The sequence below is a fragment of the Siphonobacter sp. BAB-5385 genome, from assembly GCF_002261125.1.
Lineage (GTDB): Bacteria > Bacteroidota > Bacteroidia > Cytophagales > Spirosomataceae > Siphonobacter.
The window spans coordinates 33321-56607 of sequence record NZ_NMPS01000021.1 but is presented as its reverse complement, the minus strand read 5'-3'; the positions used below and the strand labels follow the sequence as shown (position 1 = coordinate 56607).

22 protein-coding genes and 1 pseudogene are annotated in these 23287 nt (G+C 49.1%); 9 read left to right on the top strand and 14 right to left on the bottom strand.

Annotation, left to right across the window (positions count from 1 at the left end; all coding sequences use genetic code 11):
- Nucleotides 1-125: 125 nt before the first annotated feature.
- The 3 genes from argC to BWI93_RS01695 all read right to left on the bottom strand — a co-directional run bounded on the left by argC (nucleotide 126) and on the right by BWI93_RS01695 (nucleotide 3252).
- A complete protein-coding gene (argC, locus tag BWI93_RS01705; protein ID WP_094808437.1) occupies nucleotides 126-1082 on the bottom strand; it encodes an N-acetyl-gamma-glutamyl-phosphate reductase in 957 nt (318 codons plus the stop codon).
- Nucleotides 1083-1202: 120 nt separating this feature from the next.
- Nucleotides 1203-2405, bottom strand: a complete 1203-nt coding sequence (argG, locus tag BWI93_RS01700) for an argininosuccinate synthase (RefSeq protein ID WP_094808436.1) — start codon at nucleotides 2403-2405, stop codon at nucleotides 1203-1205.
- A 178-nt stretch (nucleotides 2406-2583) separates the two neighbouring features.
- Nucleotides 2584-3252: a GNAT family N-acetyltransferase gene (locus BWI93_RS01695; protein WP_094808435.1), complete on the bottom strand. Its 669-nt coding sequence runs from the start codon at nucleotides 3250-3252 to the stop codon at nucleotides 2584-2586.
- Nucleotides 3253-3278: 26 nt separating this feature from the next.
- Here BWI93_RS01695 and BWI93_RS27355 point away from each other — a divergent pair, with 26 nt between their 5' ends.
- Both BWI93_RS27355 and aat read left to right on the top strand, forming a co-directional pair.
- Nucleotides 3279-3521: a hypothetical protein gene (locus tag BWI93_RS27355; protein ID WP_141217315.1), complete on the top strand. Its 243-nt coding sequence runs from the start codon at nucleotides 3279-3281 to the stop codon at nucleotides 3519-3521.
- Nucleotides 3522-3623: 102 nt separating this feature from the next.
- A complete protein-coding gene (gene aat / locus BWI93_RS01690) occupies nucleotides 3624-4259 on the top strand; it encodes a leucyl/phenylalanyl-tRNA--protein transferase (protein ID WP_094808434.1) in 636 nt (211 codons plus the stop codon).
- An 85-nt stretch (nucleotides 4260-4344) separates the two neighbouring features.
- On the opposite strand, the gene BWI93_RS01685 is transcribed toward aat, so the two are convergent.
- The 4 genes from BWI93_RS01685 to BWI93_RS01670 form a co-directional block, all read right to left on the bottom strand.
- Entirely contained in the window at nucleotides 4345-5049 is a 705-nt protein-coding gene (locus BWI93_RS01685; RefSeq protein ID WP_255157679.1) for a head GIN domain-containing protein, read from the bottom strand.
- Between the two features lie 115 nt (nucleotides 5050-5164).
- A complete protein-coding gene (locus tag BWI93_RS01680; RefSeq protein ID WP_094808433.1) occupies nucleotides 5165-6121 on the bottom strand; it encodes a Hint domain-containing protein in 957 nt (318 codons plus the stop codon).
- Nucleotides 6122-6259: 138 nt separating this feature from the next.
- Nucleotides 6260-7813 (bottom strand): flavin monoamine oxidase family protein, encoded by a 1554-nt coding sequence (locus BWI93_RS01675; RefSeq protein WP_094808432.1) that lies wholly within the window; start codon nucleotides 7811-7813, stop codon nucleotides 6260-6262.
- A gap of 120 nt (nucleotides 7814-7933) precedes the next feature.
- Nucleotides 7934-9139, bottom strand: coding sequence for a histidinol-phosphate transaminase (locus BWI93_RS01670; RefSeq protein WP_094808431.1), 1206 nt, complete (start codon nucleotides 9137-9139; stop codon nucleotides 7934-7936).
- Between the two features lie 343 nt (nucleotides 9140-9482).
- On the opposite strand from BWI93_RS01670, the gene proB reads away from it, so the two are divergent.
- Both proB and BWI93_RS01660 read left to right on the top strand, forming a co-directional pair.
- Entirely contained in the window at nucleotides 9483-10514 is a 1032-nt protein-coding gene (proB, locus tag BWI93_RS01665; protein ID WP_094808447.1) for a glutamate 5-kinase, read from the top strand.
- Nucleotides 10515-10559: 45 nt separating this feature from the next.
- Nucleotides 10560-11831, top strand: a complete 1272-nt coding sequence (locus BWI93_RS01660) for a glutamate-5-semialdehyde dehydrogenase (RefSeq protein ID WP_094808430.1) — start codon at nucleotides 10560-10562, stop codon at nucleotides 11829-11831.
- An 87-nt stretch (nucleotides 11832-11918) separates the two neighbouring features.
- Here BWI93_RS01660 and BWI93_RS01655 read toward each other — a convergent pair whose 3' ends face one another.
- The 3 genes from BWI93_RS01655 to BWI93_RS01645 form a co-directional block, all read right to left on the bottom strand.
- Nucleotides 11919-12422, bottom strand: coding sequence for a low affinity iron permease family protein (locus BWI93_RS01655; RefSeq protein ID WP_094808429.1), 504 nt, complete (start codon nucleotides 12420-12422; stop codon nucleotides 11919-11921).
- 124 nt (nucleotides 12423-12546) lie between these two features.
- Nucleotides 12547-13212 (bottom strand): CBS domain-containing protein, encoded by a 666-nt coding sequence (locus BWI93_RS01650; protein WP_094808428.1) that lies wholly within the window; start codon nucleotides 13210-13212, stop codon nucleotides 12547-12549.
- 93 nt (nucleotides 13213-13305) lie between these two features.
- Nucleotides 13306-14085 carry an alpha/beta fold hydrolase gene (locus BWI93_RS01645; RefSeq protein ID WP_094808427.1) on the bottom strand — a complete coding sequence of 260 codons (780 nt, stop codon included), beginning with the start codon at nucleotides 14083-14085 and terminating at the stop codon, nucleotides 13306-13308.
- A 241-nt stretch (nucleotides 14086-14326) separates the two neighbouring features.
- Here BWI93_RS01645 and BWI93_RS01640 point away from each other — a divergent pair, with 241 nt between their 5' ends.
- Nucleotides 14327-15619: a hypothetical protein gene (locus BWI93_RS01640; protein WP_094808426.1), complete on the top strand. Its 1293-nt coding sequence runs from the start codon at nucleotides 14327-14329 to the stop codon at nucleotides 15617-15619.
- Nucleotides 15620-15688: 69 nt separating this feature from the next.
- On the opposite strand, the gene BWI93_RS01635 is transcribed toward BWI93_RS01640, so the two are convergent.
- The 3 genes and pseudogenes from BWI93_RS01635 to BWI93_RS01625 all read right to left on the bottom strand — a co-directional run bounded on the left by BWI93_RS01635 (nucleotide 15689) and on the right by BWI93_RS01625 (nucleotide 17979).
- A complete protein-coding gene (locus BWI93_RS01635; protein WP_176454097.1) occupies nucleotides 15689-16870 on the bottom strand; it encodes a DUF4105 domain-containing protein in 1182 nt (393 codons plus the stop codon).
- Nucleotides 16871-16909: 39 nt separating this feature from the next.
- Nucleotides 16910-17586 (bottom strand): annotated as a pseudogene (gene rsmI / locus BWI93_RS01630) (16S rRNA (cytidine(1402)-2'-O)-methyltransferase).
- 162 nt (nucleotides 17587-17748) lie between these two features.
- A complete protein-coding gene (locus BWI93_RS01625; RefSeq protein WP_094808424.1) occupies nucleotides 17749-17979 on the bottom strand; it encodes a 4a-hydroxytetrahydrobiopterin dehydratase in 231 nt (76 codons plus the stop codon).
- A gap of 158 nt (nucleotides 17980-18137) precedes the next feature.
- Between BWI93_RS01625 and BWI93_RS01620 the strand changes: the two genes are divergently transcribed.
- The gene (locus BWI93_RS01620; RefSeq protein ID WP_094808423.1) at nucleotides 18138-18473 is read left to right on the top strand and encodes a hypothetical protein; all 336 of its coding nucleotides are present in this window, start codon (nucleotides 18138-18140) and stop codon (nucleotides 18471-18473) included.
- Nucleotides 18474-18537: 64 nt separating this feature from the next.
- Here the strand turns inward: BWI93_RS01620 and BWI93_RS01615 are convergent, their stop codons facing one another.
- Nucleotides 18538-19812, bottom strand: coding sequence for a dicarboxylate/amino acid:cation symporter (locus BWI93_RS01615; RefSeq protein ID WP_094808422.1), 1275 nt, complete (start codon nucleotides 19810-19812; stop codon nucleotides 18538-18540).
- A 227-nt stretch (nucleotides 19813-20039) separates the two neighbouring features.
- On the opposite strand from BWI93_RS01615, the gene BWI93_RS01610 reads away from it, so the two are divergent.
- The 3 genes from BWI93_RS01610 to BWI93_RS01600 all read left to right on the top strand — a co-directional run bounded on the left by BWI93_RS01610 (nucleotide 20040) and on the right by BWI93_RS01600 (nucleotide 22965).
- Nucleotides 20040-20483, top strand: a complete 444-nt coding sequence (locus tag BWI93_RS01610) for a hypothetical protein (protein ID WP_141217314.1) — start codon at nucleotides 20040-20042, stop codon at nucleotides 20481-20483.
- Nucleotides 20484-20689: 206 nt separating this feature from the next.
- Nucleotides 20690-21619: an ABC transporter ATP-binding protein gene (locus BWI93_RS01605; protein ID WP_094808420.1), complete on the top strand. Its 930-nt coding sequence runs from the start codon at nucleotides 20690-20692 to the stop codon at nucleotides 21617-21619.
- Nucleotides 21620-21633: 14 nt separating this feature from the next.
- The gene (locus BWI93_RS01600) at nucleotides 21634-22965 is read left to right on the top strand and encodes an ABC transporter permease (RefSeq protein WP_094808419.1); all 1332 of its coding nucleotides are present in this window, start codon (nucleotides 21634-21636) and stop codon (nucleotides 22963-22965) included.
- The last annotated feature ends 322 nt before the right edge of the window (nucleotides 22966-23287 follow it).

Sequence of the window (23287 nt, the reverse complement as noted above, 5' to 3'; positions counted from 1 at the left end):
TCAGGTTTGAGAAAGTTCGAGGTTTGAGACATTTCAAATCTGATACTGATCTGTATCTAATCCTTAACCTTATTCAAACTTTATACGTATTCAAACCTGAAACTCTTCAAACACTTTCAAACTTCCTAAAAACCGACTGATTTCAGATTCAGACCGGCTTTTTCATCCAGTCCAAACATCAGATTCATATTTTGTACAGCTTGACCGGAAGCCCCTTTCGTCAGGTTATCGATGATACTGGTGACCAGCAATTGTCCTTCGTGTACTTCCAGATGAATCAGACCTTTGTTGGTATTCACGACCTGTTTCACATCGATACTCGCCGGACTCACGTGCGTAAAAGGATGCGTGGCGTAGTAATCGGTATAGAGCTTCGTCGCCTCTTCCAGCGTACCCGCAAAATCCGTATACACATTGGCCATGATACCCCGCGTGAAGTTGCCCCGGTACGGAATAAAGTTGATTTTCTGCGTGAAATCAGCCTGTCCCTTTCGCAGTACCATCCCGATTTCGGTCAGGTGCTGGTGCGTAAAGGCTTTGTAGATACTCATGTTGTTATTCCGCCAGCTGAAGTGACTCGTCGCACTGAGCGATTGTCCGGCTCCCGTACTGCCGGTTACGGCGGATACGTGTACCTCGTCCTTCAGCAAACCAGCCTGGGCCAGCGGCAACAGAGCCAATTCGATACTGGTCGCAAAGCAACCCGGATTGGCAACCTTCCGAGCCTGACGAATCACCTCGCGTTGCAGTTCGGGCAAGCCGTATACGAAGCCGTTGGACTCGTCCCGGAAATCCGTACTCAAATCAATGATCCGTACGTTTTCAAAATCGGGATTTGCAGCCAGGAACTTCTTCGATTCGCCGTGTCCCGAACACAGAAATACGACGTCTACATCCGTATGAAAGTGTTCCGCAAACGTTAAATCCGTGTCACCGAACAAATCCGTGTGCGTAGACGCTACGGGTTTGCCCGCCTGACTATTTGAATGAGCGTAAGCAATGGTTGCTTCGGGGTGATGAATCAGAATGCGAAGCAATTCGCCCCCCGTATAACCAGCCGCTCCAATAATGCCAATCTTCATGAATAGTAGTTCGGTAGTAGTTGATTGTTGTTCGTTACTAGTTTTCAGTTTGTAGTCTACCGTTTTCAGTTTTTCTTGAACTTTCCTCTACAAACCACTAACAACAACCAACCATCCACCTTATTTATCGTTCAATTCAGTGATTTTACGGTGAATCATGGTCTGATTCGAGGCAATTTTCGAGAAGCCACGTACGTCATCGCCACTCCAGGCATTGTTCATTTCACCGTAGCTGCCGAAGACATTACTCATCAGATCATAGGGCGACTCGATACCCGTCACGAAGAAGCGGTACGGCTGCAACTGGACGTTTACTTTGCCCGTTACGTGCTCCTGCGTGCTTTGCAGGAAGGTTTCCAGATCCCGCATGGCTGGCTCCAGGAATTGGCCTTTGTGCAACAGGGTACCGTAGTTACCCGAAAGCATTTCCTTGAAATAGATCTGCTGCTCGGTCAGTACGTGTTTTTCCAGAGCGTGGTGAGCTTTGATGATGATCAGGGGAGCGGCAGCCTCAAAACCAACCCGTCCCTTGATTCCGATAATCGTATCACCCACGTGAATGTCCCGACCTACGGCGAAGGGAGCGGCTACTTCCTGTAATTTCCGAATGGCATCCACTGGATTTTCAAACGTTTCGCCGTTCACACCTTTCAATTCACCGTGTACAAAATCCAGCGTCAGGGATTCCATATCCTGCCGCTGCAATTGGGTCGGCCAGGCTTCTTCGGGTAAAAATCCATCGGAGGTCAACGTTTCCTTGCCCCCTACCGACGTTCCCCACAACCCTTTGTTGATGGAGTACGCGGACTTCGTCCAGTCACGTTGTACGCCTTTTTCTTTCAGGTACTCAATCTCTGCCTCCCGGCTCAGTCGCAGGTCGCGAATGGGCGTGATGATTTCCACGTCCGGTACCACAATCCGGAATACCATATCAAAGCGAACCTGATCGTTTCCGGCTCCGGTACTGCCGTGAGCAACTGCTTTCGCTCCAATTTGCTTGGCGTATTCGGCTACGGCCAGTGCCTGAAATACCCGCTCGGCACTTACCGACAAGGGATACGTATTGTTTTTCAGTACGTTTCCGAATACCAGATATTTCAGACAGTTGTCGTAATAGTCGTTCACTACGTCGAGCGTAGCGTGACTGGCTACCCCTAATTCATAGGCGTTCCGTTCTACGGTCTGGAGTTCCGACAGCGTAAAGCCACCCGTATCAACCAGTACGGAGTGCACTTCATAACCCTGATCATCCGACAGGTATTTTACACAGAAAGAGGTGTCCAGACCACCACTATACGCCAATACAACTTTGGGTTTACTCATTTTTTTGAATGTAGACAGTGGATTGCAGATGCGAGTCCGCGTTCCTGGTTATGGAAAGGGCAGAAATTGAGATCAATTTCCATCCGAAAGACACTTAAAAAAAGCGGGAAGGAATCGCTTCCCACCCGCCAAAATTATAACGAACGAAGAACAGTTACCCAGTAACCGTCAATAAATCCTAGAGAACGGGCTCCTCTATTTCTTCTTTTTCGTGATGCCTCAACAGCAGCCGTTGTTTGATCTTGTTCCAACGCTCGTAGATTTTCGCATTTTTCAGGAAATTCCACTTCGTCTTTTTCTCTTTTTCTTTCTCCCAGGAAGGATCGAACATCATGCCCGTGCAAAGGCAGTGCTTACGACCTGTACGGCTGAGCACGTCAAAATTCACGCAGGATGAACAGCCTTTCCAGAAGGCTTCATCTACGGGTAATTCGCTAAAGGTAGTTGGTTTGTAACCTAGCTCCGAGTTGATCTTCATCACGGCCAGACTCGTGGTAATGCCAATAATCCGGGCGTTCGGGTATTTAGTACGCGAAAGTTCAAAGGCTTTTTCCTTGATCATTTTCGCAATACCACTTTTGCGGTGATCGGGGTGGACGATTAATCCTGAGTTAGCCACAAATTTGCCGTGATCCCAGGTTTCGATGTAGCAGAAACCCACCCACTCGCCCTTACGGGTCATGGCAACAATGGCTTTTCCTTCCTCCATCTTGCGGCGGAGGTACTCAGGCGACCGCTTCGCAATACCAGTACCGCGTTGCTTGGCACTTTCTTCCATGTGCCAGCAAATTTCTTCAGCTAGGTACAGATGCTCTTTCGAGGCAACCTGGACTTTATATTCGTTCATTTGATTACTTAAACAGGAAACTCGTGTTGAATGAAAGTACACTGACTGTTTGTCAGACAGCCTTGCTTAACGACTCATACAACCAATACTGGAAGAAAATAGTGTGCCGGACGGCCAAAAATCACAGGCGTACCGGCCTCCGTCGTTCCGGCCTGAAGAATGGCCGCCGCGGTGGCTGGGTAGCGAAAAAAGGCTCGATGATGGCCCGTGATTTCATTTCCTTTAGAAGAGATGTTTCTGAAAACGATGCAAAGTTTAGAAAAAACTAATTACTTCACACCAATATTATCAATTTTTTATTTATTTTCCCTATAACCGCTGGTTAGGCCGAAGTAGTTCGGTAGGTGGGTTAAATTTTTTATAGATCGGATATGACGAATCTGACAGCAGAGGATCTTATCTACGGTTACATGAATGGCATTTTCCCGATGGCGGACGCGGATGGAACCCTGTATTGGTATTCACCGGAGCCGCGGGCCACTATTCCCATTGATACGTACAAACCCGCCAAGTCCCTACGACCCATTTTGAACAAAAATACCTTTTCCATTCGGATCAATTCGGATTTTGAAGGCGTCATGCGGGGCTGTGCCCGTACGCGGGCGGATGGGGAAGGCACCTGGATTTCCGAAGAAATCATTCAGGCCTATACCGATCTTCATCGCCTGGGTTTTGCTCACTCCGTCGAAGCCTACGTGGACAATGAACTCGCGGGTGGCTTGTACGGGGTGTCGATTGGTGGGGCGTTTTTTGGGGAATCCATGTTCTACAACGCTCCCAATGCGTCGAAAGTAGCCTTTCATTACCTGATCGAACGCTTACGCGAACGTCAGTACTACTTACTTGATACGCAGTTTATCAATGATAATGTGAAGCGGTACGGAGCCATTGAAATACCCCGGGCGGAGTACATGTTCCGACTCCGAATCGCGTTGGATCAGCGTTGCCGATTTAGTGACAATGCTCCTATGCCTTTCATTCCTTCGTTTCGCACGAATATTCCCTGAAAGAGAAACCCCGCCTGCTACGCGGGGTTTCTCTTTTCATAGGAACGCTTTAGGCAGGGAATCTTCCGTCTAACCTTATTTTCCATTAATCCCGCCGGGTCACATCACTGCCGCCCGATTTTCGAACCGATACGGTTTTTGCTCCACCCGCGTAATAAACATCACTTCCGCCACTCGCCTCTGCCGAAATCTCTTTAGTGGCGTATACGTGAGCATCCGAGCCTCCCGACGCCTTTACGCGTACGACGTCAGCTTTAAATCCCGTAGCCTTGACATCCGACCCACCACTGGCGGAGACGTCAAATACCTGAGCACTGCCGGATAAATCGGCATCGGAACCGCCGCCCGCTGAAATTGAAAAATGATTGGCTTTCAAATCCATACGAGCATCCGATCCACCGCCAAGATCTACGGATAAATCTCCTACGTTCAGCGTCCCCTGGGTGTACACGTCTGAGCCACCACCCGCCCGCAATTTTTCGAGCGTTTTGAAGGATACATACGCCTTTACCGAACGGTTTTTACCCCAGTTGCCCATGCCTGACTCCCGATTGATTCGCAACACCAGTACGCCCTCTTTCACTTCGGAGACGACTTCGTCTTCTTCCACGCCTTTCGCTTCCAGACGCAGACTTTCAGCGGAGCTTTGGGTAAGGTACAGATCAATCCCGTGGCTGACCTGAATGCCATTAAATCCGCTTGCGGGACGGGTTTTCTGCCAATTCTGGGCCTGTACCTGATACGAAAAGGCCAAAGCGGCCATACTGGTGAGTAAAGTAAATCTCTTCATTAGTAGCGTTCGTTTTAGTAAAGGATGCAGGAAGTTCGTAAAATGTTGCACAAAAATGCCCCCACCTTCGTAAAAGCGGGGGCTGGTTCAAGTTTTGGTTAAGGGAGTTGTTTACTTATTTGACCATCACTACGGTGCCGTTTACCAGGTACGTAGCTTTATCAGTCTTGACGTTGTATACGTTGTCAACCGAACGAATGGCCGATTGCGTCAGGAATACATCGTAGGGTTTAAGCACGTTGGTCTGGGCATCACGGTGATAGAGCGTATCGCCCACTTTCACTTCGCTCATGCGTTTGACGCCGCTGGTCGTCAGTACGGGGTGATTGGCCGTAGCTTCCAGGCTCACCGATTCCCACTGCGTAGATTGAGAAGCCGTCAGTTTAGCTGCCGGATCCATCAAGGTCAAACGAGTCAGGGCAAACGACTGATTGGCGTGAATATCCAGTTTCTCTACCGTAGCCGTTTCCAGTACGTTCGTAGTGGCATTGTAGCTCTGAATCTGGTCGCCCGCTGTAATCGTAGCAATAGCTTTTGTGGTACCGTTGGCCAGGGTCACTAACGCATCCGCTGGGAAGCAGTACTCAATTTTCTGTCCTTCCTGAGCGGCGGCTGGAGCACCCCCTACCCCTGATTTCGTCAGGGCAAAGGCGATGCAGGAAGAAAGGCCCTTCATGGCTTCTTCGCCGTACTTCAGGTCATCGATGTATTTGCCCCATACTTCGCCCGTAGCATCCGGACTGGGTAACGGAAAGGCTTTCAGCTTACCATCTTTGGGCGTCGTGTAAATCGCGTACATGCCCAGCTCGGACATTTTCTCCGTTTCGAAGAGTTTGTACAGGTATACCCGACGTTCGGTACCGTCCGAAAACTTAAAGACGAAAGGATCACCCGAACGGTCCAGAATAAAATTACCCGCTTTCACGTACGTGTCCTTTTCGAGGTTCTTAACTGCTATTTTCTTGGCAGCCTCGTATTCAGCAGCCGTAATGGGACGTTTCTCGGAATCTTGGGCCCAGCTACCCGTAGCTACCAGAGCAGCCAATCCTAAAGTCAGGAATAATTTCTTCATGGTGAAATTTAGTTTGCAGTCTACAGTTTTCTGTTGTCAGTTTGTAGTTTTCCGTTGTCAGTCAATAGTTTGCAATAGATAGCCTGTATTTTATACTTTATATCTAACTAGCAACAATCAACTACGAACCAACACCCCTTACCCCGCCGATACCCGCTTGTGCAACAATTCCACCGCGTACCGGGCTGATTCGAAAGCTCCGGCCATCCAGGCGGGCAGGTTACTGGCGTGTTCTCCAGCGAAGTAAATATCATCATCGTTTTTCGTCATCGTAGCGTACAGGCGTTGACGGGCGGCATCCGAATAAATGCCCCAGCCTCCTTTGGAGTACGGAATCTTATGCCAGGCTAGCGAGAACGCATTTTCAAACTCATCCTTGTACTGCGGGTGAATCCGGGAACCTTGCTCGAAAGCCAGTTTTTGGCGATCCGCAATAGAAAGCTCACCTACTTTCTTGGCTAATCCGTGGAAGTTGTACATGCCTTTCAATACGCCTTTTGGTCCCAGCATACCGTGTGCGGGATAGAAAATTTGCGTAATATCCATGTTGGTTTTCGTGATACCCCCAAAAATCTGGTCGTCTTCTTCCCAGAAACGCCGCTTGAATTGCATCCCGATTTTGCAGGTTTCCATGTACGGAACAAAATCCGCCACCCGCTGTACATCCCCGGAAAGATCCGAAGGAATCCCTTTCAGAATGGGTAAGGGTAAGGCACAAATACAATAGTCGCCTTTTACTTCATGTTTCTGGCCCGTCTTCTTGTCGAGATACACAATCCGTACGCCGGGGTTCGTCTTCCGGATTTCCTGGATTTCACAGGACCGTTTCACCTTATCACCCACCACTTTTTCGAAGGCTTTCGGAATCATATCCATCCCGCCGACGGGTTGCAGTAACACGGGCTGCTGATTAAATGTGTATTCGCCGACATTCGCAAAAGCCGGATGCGTAAGCCCCGATTCCACGATGTCCTTCAGGGCATAGGGCTTGGCAATGGTTCCTCCCCGCATGCCCGCTCCCGGAGCCACCTCGTAGCCGTGTCGCTCAGAGCCTTTATATTTTTTGTTAATGTCCAGATCGCCCTCTTCCCGTAGCCAGGCCACGTAGCGATCGACATCTTCTTTCGACATTTCTAAATCCAGTGCCTGTTGGTCGATGGCTTTCGCCACCAGTTCCGTCAGGTAGCCCCGCATATCCGCGTGAATTTCGCGGGCTCGTACTCGTTTGTTGGCCAGGGCTCCGCGGTTACTCTCCGAATACTGAAACCCGGCTTCGTTGAGATTACCGAAGATTTCAACGGGTATTTTCAATTCCCGGCAATATTGAACCGTGAGGTGGTGATGGTGAGGAATGCGGGCCGCACCGGCATTGAGGTAGTACCCTTCGTCGAACTGGCAGATTTGTTTTTCACCCCCTAGTTCAGTCTCGGTGGTTCCTTTCCGGATGGTCCAGATTCGGCCCCCTACCCGTTCGCGGGCTTCCAGTACGACACAGTCGTAGCCCAGCTTTCCCAGTTCATAGGCGGAAGCAAGTCCAGCCAGTCCGGCTCCGAGGATAATAACTTTTTTACCGTTCGGCTTTTCATTGCGGGCTAAGTCAAACGTCTTGGCCGGGGCTTCTGGAAAAAAACCCAAAGCCATCATCGCCAGGTAGCTGTTACCCGACTTTTCAATAAAATCTCTTCTGGTCATAGGGGAAAGAAAGGTTAGGACTTAAAAATAGTATCCGCCCGGTACGCAGCCCATGATCAAAATCAGCGTTTGCGTTGATCCAATCGTTTAAACGTACCGGGCGATTAGTCCTCACCAGGGTCAGGACACTACTTTAGTAAATGAATCCGTAAAGGCTTTCATTTCATCCATGGTTCCGATTGAAACCCGGCACCAGTGCTGTCCGTCGAAGAACCAGTTTCGTACCATTACGCCTTCCTGCATGAGTTTTCCGGTCAGTTCCGTACCCTTCATATTGACCGGAAAGAGCATAAAGTTGGCGTACGAAGGAATGACCTTGTAGCCGGCTTTTGTCAGGAAATCAGCCGTATACTTTTTCGATTCATTCGTTTTATCAAGTACCATTTTCGTATTCTCGGCATCCGAGAAAGCAGCCATGGCTCCCATGATGGTAGGCAGCGTAAGGCCAAAGCCGTTCATCGTATACTTGGAAATATCCTGCAACAGTTCGGGTTTACCCAGAGCGTACCCTAAACGCATTCCCGCAAACGCATACAGTTTAGAGAGCGTCCGTAGCACGATTACGTTTTTGCCTTCCTTGATTTTATCGACCATACAATCCGTTTTCGGATTGGTGGCGTAATCGATGTAGGCTTCATCTACCAGTACGGTAACTTTCGGTGAAACCTCGTCGATGAACTTCCGCAGTTTATCCGCGGGCAACATATTGCCCGTCGGGTTGTTGGGGTTACAGATGTAGACCAGGCTGTGTTTGGCGGGATCGATTTTCTTCGCCATTGCATCCAGGTCATACTGATAATCCGCCGTAAGCTTTACCTTTTCCATGGGGTAACGCTCGTCATTACTCGAGATGTAGCAGGGGTCGCCCACCATGATCGTACCCTTCTGAGCAAAGTGCATCAAGCTGGCATTCAGCAATTCCGTCGAACCACAGCCTAGTTTAATATAGCTTTTGGAAGCTCCACCCCAACCGCCGCCGCCGGCGGGACTTTGGGGCATGGGGATACCGTCTTTCTCAGAAATCGCTTTGTATAAGTCCATCGTAGCCCGCATCGCATACCGGTTGGCTTCGGTTAGGGAGCTATTGACGGCCGTTTTCGTTTTTGCCGAAAGGCCCCAGGGGTTTTCGTTGGCACTCAGACGGGCTTTTACCGCTGCTGGCGGCATGGAGTCTGCCAGCATAGCCGCCCGAAATTCGTGGGACAGGTCCATGTACAATTCATTCCGGGCTGCCGGATCGGCATAGGCCTTTTGCAGAAGAGCGGGTAATGCGGTTGCTCCAACCGTCAAGGCAGCGGAGTTTTTGAGCCAGTTACGACGATTCATCTTTCGTAAACGTTTGATGGTTTTGTGGTATGCGAGCGACCTGAATGGGACTTTAGAAAGAAGTAGTAGAAAATTTTACCATGCTTCTAATTTAATGAAAAAAATTTTCCCTTTCTGGGCATAAAATTAATTATTCTTTGGGATGTATGCAACTAGCCACTACTATCTATTTTTTCTATTTTATAATTTTTATCGACCAAAATAGCCTTTTTGAAAACCTATTTTTAATCATTTTAAAAAAATTAACCAGTAAAAAGACATTTTTAAAACCTTAAAATTGAAAAACCTACAAAATAGACATAGTAACCAGATTGAGTACCAAATCCCTACCTTTGCCGTCAGTATGAAGCCTATCTTAGTCATTAAATTTGGTACGGCCAGTCTCACCAAAGTAAACGGTGAGATCAATGAGGCCACGATTCTGGAAATTGCCCGTCAGGCCGCTCAGCTTCACGATCAGTATCGGATGGTACTGGTTTCTTCGGGAGCTGTGGGTGCCGGTAAAGCCTATCTGCAGAATTATCGGGGTGAACTCTCGCAACGTAAAGCGGCAGCCGCCATTGGCAATCCCCTCCTGTTGGGTTTGTACACGAAATATTTTGGTGCCTTCGGGATTCCGGTCGCCCAAAGTCTGTGCGAGCGAAGCCACTTTGCCAACCGCTCGCAGTTTCTGCAACTCAAGCAAACCTACGAGACCCTTTGGGAAAACGGCGTCATTCCGGTTGCCAACGAAAACGACGTAGTATCGGACCTGGAGTTAAAGTTCTCGGATAACGACGAACTGGCGACATTACTCGCCGCCGGACTCGGAGCCGATACGCTGCTGTTCAGTACCTCCGTAGGCGGTTTACTCGATCACGACGGAGCCATCGTTCCCCGCGTCGAACATATTGATGAAAGCATACTGGGCCTGGCCGATACCTCCAAAACGGCCGTTGGGCTGGGTGGTATGGTTTCCAAACTCAGCTTCGCCAAACGGGCCGTACGCATGGGCATCCGGGTGGTCATTTTTGGGATTCATACACCAGAAGGTATTCTCAACGCTCTGAAAGAAGAAACGGGTACCGTTTTCACCCCCGAAAAGGTATCCCTGAAAGCCCGCCATAAATGGTTAGGCACGGGTAGCCTCATCGCCGGGCAGCTACGCATTGATGCCGGAGCCGTAAAGGCCCTACGCGATCGGCGGAGTTTACTGGCCGTGGGTATTCAGGAGGTTACGGGAGAGTTTGATCGCGGCGAGGTCATTGAAATCCGGGATGAAGCAGCTCAGGTAATCGCCGTAGCTAAAGCCCGGGAATCTTCGCGGGTTGTGGCAGAAAACCTAAAAACCCAGAATTTTGAAGTCGCTCACGCTGACGATATTGTTTTACTGTAAGGAATCCGTTTGCTGATTCCTACGCCTTAACTCCTTTTTTGCGATATGTCTGCTTCGGATTCCGAAATTCTTTCCATCGTTCCACAACTGGCGGCTACGCACGCGGCGGCTCCGGCCCTGCGTCGACTGACGGACGCTCAGAAAGCCGCTCTGCTCCATCGACTGGCGGAGGTTTTGCTTGCCCATACGGCCGCAATTCAAGCCGAGAATCAAAAGGACCTGGAACGCATGCCACAAAGCGACCCGAAATGGGATCGGTTGCTGCTGACGGAAAAAAGAATCGAAAATCTGGCTCAAAGCGTGCTGGATGTAGCCCAACTAACCGATCCGACGAATCAGATTTTACTGGAACGTACCTTACCTAACGGCCTGCACCTAAAGAAAATCGCGGTACCGATGGGCGTAGTAGGTGTTATTTACGAATCACGCCCCAACGTTACGATCGATGTAACCGCCCTTTGCCTTCGTTCGGGGAATGCCGTAGTTCTTCGCGGGGGCAGCGATGCCTGGCATACGAACCAGTATTTGGTAGGGCTGGTGCATCAGGTATTAGAGGAGCACAACGTTCCAGTTGAAATCATTACGCTGTTACCCACCGATCGCGAGCTGATGAAAGAACTCCTGACGGCCACCCGTTACGTGGACATCATCATTCCGCGGGGTTCGGAGCAACTCATTCAGTTTGTACGTCAGCATTCGCTGGTACCCACTATTGAAACCGGAGCGGGTGTTGTTCATACCTATGTGCAGGAGGAAGCCGATCTGGAAAAGGCCCGCGATATTGTCGTAAACGCCCGCGTATCCCGTCCTTCGGTTTGTAACTCGCTCGATGGTTTACTCGTCGATCAGGGTATTGCTTCGGCCTTCTTACCGATGCTTTGTCAGGATTTCGAAAAATGGAATGTCGAGATCTACGCCGACCCGGCTGCGTATTACGTGCTGGAAAAAACGGGCTATCCGCAACTATACCACGCTCAGGACGAAGATTTTGGTAAAGAATGGCTCGATTATAAAATTACTATCAAGGTAGTAACGGGACTGGACGAAGCTCTGGAGCACATTCGCACGTACTCGTCGCGTCACTCGGAGGCCATTGTTTCGGAAAACCCGGACGTCTGCCGCCGTTTTCTGGAAGAGGTAGATGCTGCCGCCGTATACGCCAACGCCTCTACCCGCTTTACTGATGGGGGTGAATTTGGCCTGGGTGCTGAAATTGGCATCAGTACGCAGAAGCTGCACGCTCGCGGCCCCTTTGCTCTGGAAAAGCTGGTTACCGAAAAATGGATGATCGAAGGCACTGGCCAAGTTCGCTGGTAACACCTTCTTCTACCAAACGCGGCGGCTGGTTATGACCAGTCGCCGCGTTTCGTTTTCAGACAAAGGTTATATTTTTTGACTTGGGTATCAGAGAGCATCCAGATTGGAGCCTTCTTCCTCCTGCAGTTTGTCCCGGGTATCTTTATACGCTTCTTCGATGGAATGTGATTTGCGTAAGTCACTGGCTTTTCGCGTCAGATCGGCCAGTGTTTCGTAGTGCTTGCACAACACGTCGAGTTCATCCTGATTCAGACTTTCTACTCCTACCAGTCGGTTACTCGCTCCCTTGGTCGCGGCAATGAGTTCATTCAGTTTCAATTGGATCGATACTGAATCTTTATTTTGTGCTTTCTGGATGACGAACACCATCAGAAACGTGACAATCGTGGTAGAGGTATTAATGACCAGTTGCCAGGTTTCGGAGTAATGAAAAAATGGCCCGCTAATGGCCCAAACAAGGACAACACCCAGAGCAATTAGAAAAGCCCATACGCTACCCGTGGCTTTCGTTACCCAGGATGAAAATTTTTCAAATGGCGTTTGCTCGTGCGATAGCGGGAGCGGACTCAGGGCGGGGGATTGCTTTTTCATGACGTTTGGGGCTATCGAGGTCTTGAATTGATCTCGGTTGATAAGCTTCGTAAAAAAATAAGCCGCCTGAACGCAAAAGAGCCTCCTTCGATGAAAGGAGGCTCTTTTTTAATTTCGTTTTTATCTAAATGTTCAAATAGCGTAACAAAAGATCCAGTCGATCGCGGTCCGTCGTATCGAGTGCTTCCGTCGTAAAAACTGAATCAATGACGTAATTATACCGTTCAAAGGTAGCAATGACCGCTTTGATATCGCGGCGATTCAGCTTTAGCGTCAATTTACCCGGACGATCCGTCTCATAATCCCCACTGTGGAAATAACTACTCACTATTTTCACATCATTCGATTCAATCAGCCGACTCACTTCACTCATGGAGTAGTCCCGATCTTCCACTTGCAACACCAGTACCGCTCCCTCTTCCTGCGTACCTAGTTCGCTTGCAAACCGCCGTAGCAACTCATTCACCGAAATACTACCGGCAAATTGCTGTTCTTCGTCTACCACGGGTAACACTTCCAGCTGATACAATTGGGCAGTACGTAGCAAGTCGTACAAGTGTTGATAAGGTTGTACGGTTACCGTTGCGTATTCGGGTTCTAATTCAGCCAGTGAATCTTCTTCGTCAGCGTTCATTAAACGCTCTTCCGAAAGAATGCCAACGTACGTTTCCCCTTCGGCTAAGGCCAGCTGGGGTATACGGAATTCCTGCATCCAATCCAAGGCTTTTCCCACGGTGTCCGTTGGCCGTAATGTCGGCAATAAGGGGTCAATCAGTTCTTCAGCAAGCATAAGGCCATGGGTTATTGACTAGTGAATGCGATGGTCCGGTTTACTCAATACGTTACTCGTTTAGATACGTCGACAGATGGAAGAGAGCAGTAATTAGTTTTCTACGAGTACCAGTTCCTTGGTACGTTTCAAAAATCCGGCCAGAATCTGGTTGAATTCTTCCGGGTGCTCCATCATCGGAGCATGACAGCATTTATCGATAAAGTACAACTCCGTATTTGGAATCAGACGATCAAATTCGTGAGCTACCGTTGGAGGCGTAATGGTATCATTTAATCCCCAGATGAGCAACGTCGGTACCTGAATCTGCGACAAATCTTTGCCCACGTTGTTGCGTTGAGCCGACTTGGCAATCTGTACGATACTCATACATTTGGGAATGCTGTTCGTAATCTCAAAACACTCCTCGATCAGTTCGGGTGTAGCCACGTTCGGATCGTAGAAGGTATAGGAAACCCGCTCGCGGATGTACTCGTAACTACCGCGTTTGGGATAACTACCACCCATTGCATTTTCAAACAATCCAGAGCTACCCGTCAGCACCAGCCGCTTCACATTCTCGGGATTTTTGATGGTATACAACAAAGCAATATGGCCACCCAGAGAGTTCCCTACCAGCGTAAGGTCGGTAAGCTTACGATCCTGTACGAATTTTTCGACAAAGGCCGTTAATCCTTCCACACCGGCTTCCCGCGGGGGCATTTCATAAACAGGCATCAGCGGAATAATCACCCGATACTGATCTCTGAATGTATTAATGACCGCATCCCAGTTGGACAAGGCTCCGAACAGGCCATGAAGCATCATGACAATCTCGCCTTGCCCTTCGTCGATAAACTGATAGCCGTCTTCTTGTTTAATTGAATAGTTCATTTCACGGATTAAGACAATCGTTGAGGCAAAATAAAGCAATTTTTCTTTGAAAGATTCAAAACGAAGAAACTGCTTTTTTTCGTATTCTATCGAAAATAGCCAATTCGTCTGGGAATGACAAAAAGATTGAATCGTAGATTTGTTAAATTTTAGGGTAAAATTCTCCCTTTTCGCTTATGCAACTTCCTGATTCCCTGCTTTCTTCCTTAGAAGAAGAAAGCGGTTTTAATAAAAAAAATTCCTGGAGGCTCACGAAAAGCCGGCTCCGGTCTCGATTCGTATTAATCCGGTAAAAAAAATAAGCCCTCCCGCTGGGGCCACGTCCGTACCCTGGACTGACCTGGGCTTTTACTTGCCCGAACGGCCCGTCTTTACCCTCGATCCCCTGTTTCACGCCGGTACCTACTACGTTCAGGAAGCCAGCTCGATGTTTCTGGAAGCCTTTTTCCGGCAAGTCATGGAAGAAGAACCGCTGCGGGTACTCGACCTGTGTGCGGCTCCGGGCGGCAAGAGTACACTCCTTTCCAGTCTGCTCAGCGACGACTCACTGCTGATATCGAATGAAGTCATCCGGCCCCGTTCGGGCGTACTGGCCGATAATCTGACCAAATGGGGTCGCATTCATTCCTTTGTCACCAATAACGATCCCCGTGACTTCCAGCGTCTGCCGGGCTTCTTTGATATTGTCGTGGTAGATGCCCCCTGTTCGGGTTCGGGCCTGTTTCGCAAAGATGCGGCGGCTATTACCGAGTGGTCGGAAGAAAACGTGGCCCTGTGTTCGCAGCGTCAGCAACGTATTCTGGCCGACGTATGGCCCACGCTACGCGAAGGTGGGGTACTGATTTATTCCACCTGCTCCTACTCCAGCGAAGAAAATGAGCAGGTACTCGACTGGCTGAGCTCATCGTTTGCCTGTACTTCCATTCCTTTTGCGGGTTCGTACGAGGGGATTGTCGAAGTACGTACCGAACAGGATAATTACGGCTATCGCTTCTGGCCTGACCGGGTGGAGGGCGAAGGTTTCTTCATCGCGGCCTTTCAGAAAACGGAAGATCAGGAAGATTACGCCTTTCGGACTACTTCGGGTGGAAAGAATAAAAACCGCCGGACTGAAACGGCTGCCTTTACGCCCTGGGTGGACGATTTGGCTTCGTACGCATGGATCGAGAAAAACGGTGATTACTTTCTGATCAACCCCGAACATCGTCCGGAGTTCGAGGTAATCAGTCAGAATCTGTACTTACGGAAGGCGGGCATACGTTTAGGGAAGCTAGCCGGACCAGACCTGATCCCGGATCACGAACTGGCTTTAAGTACTGTGCTTTCCTCCGACGTTCCACGACTTGAGGTATCACGGGAGGATGCTTTACGCTTTCTAAAACGCGAAGATTTTGCGTATGAAACGTCTCAGAAAGGCTGGCATCTGGTTTCATACCAGGGGCACGGCTTGGGCTGGGTGAAGGTATTGCCTAATCGGCTAAATAATTACCTGCCCAAGGACTGGCGAATTCTGATGGATATTCGGGAGAATTAAATCGACCTTTATCTCCACAAAAAATCCCGTCAGTTCGTAGCTGACGGGATTTTTGATTATAGTAAAAAGCTATACGCTTTGGCCCTTTTTCACGTACAGAGCCAAATGTCGGTAACGCACAAATAGCGTAACGGTCAGGAAAATCATTCCGTAGGTTCCTTTCCAGAATAGAATCTCCAGCATCACACCCGCCACCAGAAAGACCATGGCCGCGATGAAATAGTACATCAGCCAGCGAGGTTTCCGCGACAGTAATAACAGAGCGGGAATATTGAACGGATTCGTAATGAACATGCTGTAGTTCCAGTCGGTAATGCCATGTTGGGTACCGAACCAGAGCAGTGTATGGATAATACCGAAAAGTCCCGTAATGAAGAGAAGGCTACGGTCGAACGTCCCCCCGGCTTTGATTTGTTTCCGGCGTAAGATCAAAATCAGCAAGGGCGAGGCCATGACCAGCCAGAACGCCGCAATCCAGAGGAGACTGGTTGGTTGGGGTTCGGCTTTGAACAGCGTATTGGTTCGCAGGACCAGTTTTTCTTTTCTGCCATCGGGACGTACGATCTGGGCCCGGTCGAAAAGTCGCAACAAGTTATTGGGAATGTACGCGGCCTGTTGCATCGTCGTAATGCGATCGATGGGATAACCCAACGCCAGGTTCAGTCCTACGCGGGACCAGGGGCTGTCGGTCAGGTAATCATTCATCCAGTCCCGGTACGATCGGCCGACTAAAAAGGCATCCGTCGAATCGTAGCGGATGCTGCCCTGAGCGGCTTCGTATACCTTATCCCGGGGCCGCGTCGAGCAGTTGTCGTAATACGGTCGGTACTGGTAGGTTTTATTCTGGGGCAAAGCGTTGAACTCCATCAGTTCAAACAACCGCTGTTTCTGCTCAGGGGTAAAGTTCAGTACCTGTTCTACGACGCCCCGGTTTTCCGATTTCCAGTACTCCAGCTGGCTGTATCGCGGGTCGGGATAATCCAGCGGCCCGGACGACAGTTGGTACGGCAGATTTCCCCGCAGGAAGTTCCAGTAAAACCCAGACGCCCGGAAATCGAAGGTTCCGTAGTTATAGACCTGATCCAGGCCCAGTACCGGGTCATAAATCCAGATGGCCGTGTGTCCGAAAAAGGTATAGATGTCGGTACCCGGACCCACCGTTAGCAAACTTACCTTCGCCTGTGGACTCAGTACCTGAGCCCTGGCAAGAAATGAAAAACTGAGTAAACAAAGAAGAAGCAGACGACGCAAAACCATGGTGCAGGATTTGGGGCAAACGTATAAAAGAACTTATTTTTCCAGTCCGGCCACAATCAGTACAAACTCGCCTTTCACGCGGTCGGCGTGTTGGGTGTAATGCTGGATGAGTTCGGTCAGGGTACCGCGTACGGTTTCTTCAAATACTTTGGTCAGTTCCCGGGAAATCGAAGCCGGTCGCTCGGGTCCGAATGCTTCGGCCAGTTGTTCAAGCGTTTTGACAATCCGGTGCGGTGACTCGTAGAAAACCATCGTCCGCTCCTCTTCCACCAAACTTTTAATTCGCGTCTGACGGCCTTTTTTCTGGGGCAGGAAGCCTTCGAACGTAAATCGGTCCGTAGGCAAACCGGAGTTGACCAGAGCCGGTACAAATGCCGTTGCTCCGGGCAGGCATTCCACGTCAAGACCATTTTGAGGCATTCACGCACCAGTAAAAAGCCGGGATCGGAAATGCCGGGCGTACCCGCGTCCGAAACCAGAGCCAGCGTTTTTCCCGATTGAATCATCTTCACTACGCCCCCCGCCGACGCGTGTTCATTGTGGGAATGGTGGGCCATCAACGGCTTTTGGATGCCCAGGTGTTTGAGCAACTGCCCGGTCGTGCGGGTATCTTCCGCCAGAATGGCGTCCACACTTTGCAGTACTTTCATCGACCGCAGCGTAATATCATCCAAGTTGCCAATCGGCGTAGGAACCAGGTAAAGTTTCATGGGAAAATTTTCCGTTTTCAATGTACTGTTTTCAGTCTGCTCGTTCGCTCTCACTCTGCACCTCTAGAGGGTATTGCCCAATCCGTGAGGATGTAGTGAATTGAACCCTCCTGCCTTTCAGGACGGTTTCACTCCTTGGACAACGAACATGACTAGCAACGCTTACAACAATTGATCAATTTCTTTGGCCATCTGGCGGTCTTTCTCTGTCACCACATGCCCTGCGTCGTGCGAAGTCAGTGCGATGGTCACCTGGTTGTAGGCGTTAGACCAGTCGGGATGATGATTATGCTTTTCGGCAATAAATGCAACCCGGGTCATAAAGGCAAAAGCTTCGGAAAAATCGTTGAATTCAAAGCTTCGCTGCAGCTGATTTTCTTTTTCTTCCCACATGACTAACCAATGATTTTAGGACAAACATACAGGCTCCTGACCGGGCTTTCCCAGCAAGGTGGCCTAATTTTTTAGATAGTCTGTCTCAGAAAATACATTTGCCAACCCTCAACACTTGAGTCAAAAGACGATCTTTAACCCTTTAAACTATCAGTACCATGGATGAATACACCACCGAAACCGAGGCTATCAACGCGTTAGCAGCCAAGGGTTTCACGGAAAGCTTCAGTATTGAAAATGGAGCCCTGAATTATGCGTCATTAGGGATGGTTCTACACCCCGAAGATTTTGAAGTCGTAGAAGCGTATCGTTTTGAAGGCATTACCGATCCAGGTGATATGTCAGCGGTATACGCGATTGAATCGAAAGATGGCAAAAAAGGTGTACTGGTGATGGCTTATGGTCCTTACTCAGAACCCCTCTCCGCCGATTTGATTCAAAAACTGGACATGCGAAAAGGAGCTTTGGGCGGCAGTGATGCCATTGGTCAATAATGACACCGTGCCTATAAACGAAAAAGGAGCCTCATGAGGCTCCTTTTTTTTGCATAGCCTGGGGCTAAACGGGCAATTCTTCAGAAGAATGTAATTTCCGCAAATCCAGCTCTCCCTCCCATTTGGATACGACAGCCGTAGCTACGGCATTGCCAATCACGGAGGTAGCAGAACGCCCCATATCCAGAATCTGATCGATGCCCAGTAGTAAGGCCAAACCCTCGATGGGCAAATCAAACATCGTCATGGTTCCGGCGATGATTACCAGCGAAGCACGGGGTACACCCGCAATTCCTTTGCTACTCAGCATTAACGTAGCCAGCATAGTGATCTGCTGAACCGTAGACAGATCCTTGCCGTACGCCTGAGCAATAAAGGCCGTGGCAAAAGTCATATACATCATCGAACCGTCGAGATTGAAAGAATAGCCCAGCGGCAGTACGAAGCTGATGATCTTTTCTGAACAACCGTATTTCTTCAACGCCTCAATGGTTTGCGGCATGGAAGCCTCGGAACTTGCTGTACTGAACGTCAGCAGAGCTGGATCTTTGATCAGACCTAAAAGCTTAAAATACGGAATTTTATTCACCAGACAGATGATCCAGAGCACGACGAATACGAAGAAGGCCAGTCCCAGGAAGAAACTAAAAATCAGATACGCGTATCCGGCAAAGATGCCCAGACCCTCGGTGGCTACTACCGCAGCGATGGCCCCAAAAACGCCAAATGGTGCGAAATTCATAACGTAGGAAACAATCTTGAACATCACGTGCGACACGGCATCCAGACCTTTCACCACGACCTTACCCGCGTCACCAATGGCAGCAGTGGCAATACCGAAGAAAATGGAAAAGACTACAATCTGCAGAATTTCATTGCCCGCCATTGACTCGATGATACTCTGCGGGAAAATGTGGTACATGAACGATTCCAGCGAAAATTTCTTCGCTTCAATACCCGTATCGGTGCCCGTTGCCGGCAAGGGCAACTGCATAACTTTTCCGGGTTTTAGTATATTCACTACGGCCAGACCCGTCAACAGCGAAAGCACCGTAGCAAAGAGGAAGTAACCCAGCGTTTTGCCGCCAATCCGGCCTACCATTTTAAAATCGCCCAGTTTGGCAATCCCTACCACCAGCATGGAGAAGACCAGCGGTCCAATAATCATCTTAATCATCCGCAGAAAAACCTTGCTGATGATTTGCAGGTTTTTGCTCCAGGTAGCCAGGGTTTCCTGATCGGCCGGGCTGCCCGAATCGTAGGACATATGTACAATGTAACCCACGAGAACGCCTAACACTAAACCGATAAAAATTCGCCAGGTAATGGAAAGTTTCATAAAGAAAATTCAGGTAAAACAACGATGGAGTCTTCGCCCACTGGGTAAAGATAGCGGGTCCGACAGCCAGAATTTATCAGAGTAAACGGGTATTTTTCGCAAAAAGTACAAAAAACTCGTCAAACGGAAGCCCTTTTTAGACCAATTCGTTTGAAAGTTACCCGCTTTCTCGTAGAATTGAGACATGATTTCAGTCCACTTTCTTCACTGACCTTATTCACTGTTGTATGCCTGAAAAATTACCATTGGAAGCACAGCTGGAAGGTTTCTTTTTGCGAACCTTACCGACCATTCCCTTCAACGTTAAGGAAATTTTCGTACAGATCATGCCCTGGCTGGCCCTGATCAATGGGATACTGGGGCTGGCTTCGGTCATTCCCGCTTATCAGAACTCGTTTGCCCGTTCTTATGGGATGACCTCATCCGTATACCTCGATGTGATTGGAAACATCATCGAGTCGATCCTGATGCTCTTGGCATTTAGTCCACTGCGTATAAATCGCCGCAAAGGCTGGAATTATCTGTACTTCTCTGTACTGGTTGCCGTTATTTTTAATGTTCTGTCAGCCTTACTTAATATGCCCTGGGGTACGGGCGGACTCATTTTTGCCCTCGTTTTCGCAGCCGTTGAACTCTGGATTCTCTTTCAGATTCGCGAACGCTATTATTAATTACTTGCCTGTGTGCGTACGAAATCAGCCCCTGCTCACGTGGATTCAGGGGCTGATTTGTGTTTTATGCCGTTTGTGTAGTTTCTCGCAGCGAACCTTTTGCAATCGTGCAGTTTTGTAAGTATCCTTTGACCATCCACAACGTTCCCTTGGGAATTGTATATCTTACATTCATTTCTCCGCTTGTCCATCAACTTACGATCCGAATGAGTCAACCCTTACTCGAAGCCCGTCATGTGGTAAAACGTTACGCGAACCACACGGCTCTTAACGATGTATCGCTTTCCATTCCACAAGGCTGCATTTTTGGTTTACTGGGTCCAAACGGGGCCGGAAAAACGTCACTCATCCGTATCATCAATCAGATCACGGCTCCCGATGAAGGGGAAATTCTGCTGCATGGTGAATCCCTGCAACCCAAACACATTGCCGACATTGGTTACCTGCCGGAGGAACGCGGCCTGTACAAGAAAATGAAGGTGGGTGATCAGTTGATTTACCTGGCCCGCCTGAAAGGTCTTTCGCAACGCGAAGCCACGGAACGACTCAAGCAATGGTTCATCAAGTTCGACATTCGCGACTGGTGGGACAAAAAGGTGGAAGACCTCTCGAAAGGCATGGCTCAGAAATGTCAGTTCATTGCCACCATCGTTCACGATCCTAAACTGATCATTCTCGATGAACCTTTTTCGGGTTTCGATCCGATCAACGCCAATTTGCTCAAAGATGAGATTCTGGAATTGAAAGCGAAGGGGGCGACCATCATCTTCTCCACGCACCGCATGGAATCCGTGGAGGAATTGTGCGATCAGATTGCTCTGATCAACCGTTCGCAGGTCGTGCTGAAGGGTGACAAACGAGCCATCAAGCGGCAATTCATGGATCAGACCTACACGATTGAGTACCTGGGTTCTCTGGCACTATCGGAGCATTACGAGCTAATCTCCTCTACCGAAGTGGAGCCGGGCGTATACCGCTCACAGGTTCGTATCTTGCCGGGAGGACACGTCAACGACTTACTCACCCAGTTGATTGCTCAGGTAGAACTCAAGCAATTCAGTGAGCATGTGCCTTCGTTCAATGACATTTTTATTCAAGTCGTGGGTGAAACGCCAACCCAAGCCTTAATTCCTTAACCGATCCTGTTATTATGAATAAGATTTTATTAATCCTCCAGCGAGAATACCTGACCCGGGTTCGGAAAAAATCCTTCTGGATTACAACGCTACTTACCCCCATTCTGATTACGGCCATTTATGCCATTCCGGCTCTCTTGTTTTTTGCGGGTAGCGACCAAAAGACTGTTGAAATTATTGATGAATCAGGACTGTTTCAGCAACGCTTTAAAAATGGAAAAGATTACCAGTTTGCTTTCAAAAAAACGCCTCTTGCCAAAGCCAAAACCGATTTAAAAAGCAGCAAGGTAGCTGCCCTGGTATTCATTCCCCGCGACATCATTGATCATCCGAATGGCTTGCAGATTTTCTCCGAAAAGAACGTAAGTCTGAGTCTGGAGAACGATATCGAAAGCATTGTACAAAACGAAGTACGGAACCAGCGGCTCAAGCGGGCGGGTATTGACACCCAAGTCATTGAAGACAACCGGGTAAATGTCAACGCCGAAACCTATAGTCTGGAAGAAGGGGAAGAAAAATCCAGTCATGCGGGCGTAGCTATGGGTTTGGGCTATGTCGTATCCATCCTGCTGTATTTCATTGTCTTCATTTCAGGATCGCAGGTAATGAATGGGGTCATCGAAGAAAAGAGCAACCGGATTGTGGAAGTGATTGTCTCTTCGGTACGTCCTTCGGAACTCATGCTCGGGAAAATCCTGGGTGTGGGACTGGTCGGCTTAACGCAATTTTTACTATGGATTGTACTCACGGTTTCGATTTCGGGCGTAACCTCTACCCTGCTTAAATCCAAACTGGAAGCGAAAGCGAAAACCGAACTCAGCAGCAAGGCTAGTCAGCAGCAGGTCGAAGCCGCCGTCAAGCAAATGAGCGAAGCCGGGCCGGGCTCGAAAGTGATGGGCCTCATGGATTCCATGGGTACCCTGCCCTGGGTAAAAATTCTGAGTCTGTTTTTATTCTATTACCTGGGAGGCTATTTGTTCTATAGCTCGCTGTTTGCGGCCGTAGGTTCGGCCGTCGAGAGTCCGCAGGAAGGGCAGCAACTCATTTTCCCGGTTACCATTCCGCTCATCATCAGTATGATGCTCATGAACTTTGTCGTGAACGAACCCGACAGTAAAGTAGCTTTCTGGGCGTCCATTATTCCCTTTACCTCACCCATTAACATGATGGCCCGCGTACCGTTTGGGGTAGAATGGTGGGAATTGGGCCTATCGATGGTCTTACTGGTCGTTGGCTTTGTGTTTACCACCTGGCTGGCTTCGCGTATTTACCGGGTGGGTATTCTGATGTACGGGAAGAAAGTAACTCTGAAGGAGCTATCAAAATGGGTGTTTTATAAAGCTTAAGCTGGTCTGCTTGACGAATTTTTCGTTCGTTATCTGAGGTTGTTGCAGATGGATCTTTGACGATCCATCCGTCAGAGCAATCCGCTAAAACCCTTCTGTACCGGGACGAAATGTACGCTTTCAGTAAATATCTTTTCCGAAAAGGCTAAAGCCTGAAAAAGAATCCTAGCGGGTAAGGTCTTTACACTCTGCTGGTTACTGACCCGCAAATGTCGGTATAAACCTTACTTCTCAAGGGAGCTTAACAGATTTTAACGCCTCCTACCCCCTGGGTCGGAGGCTTTTTGCTATTTTTGGCTGATCTTTTCCCTACAACCATCAC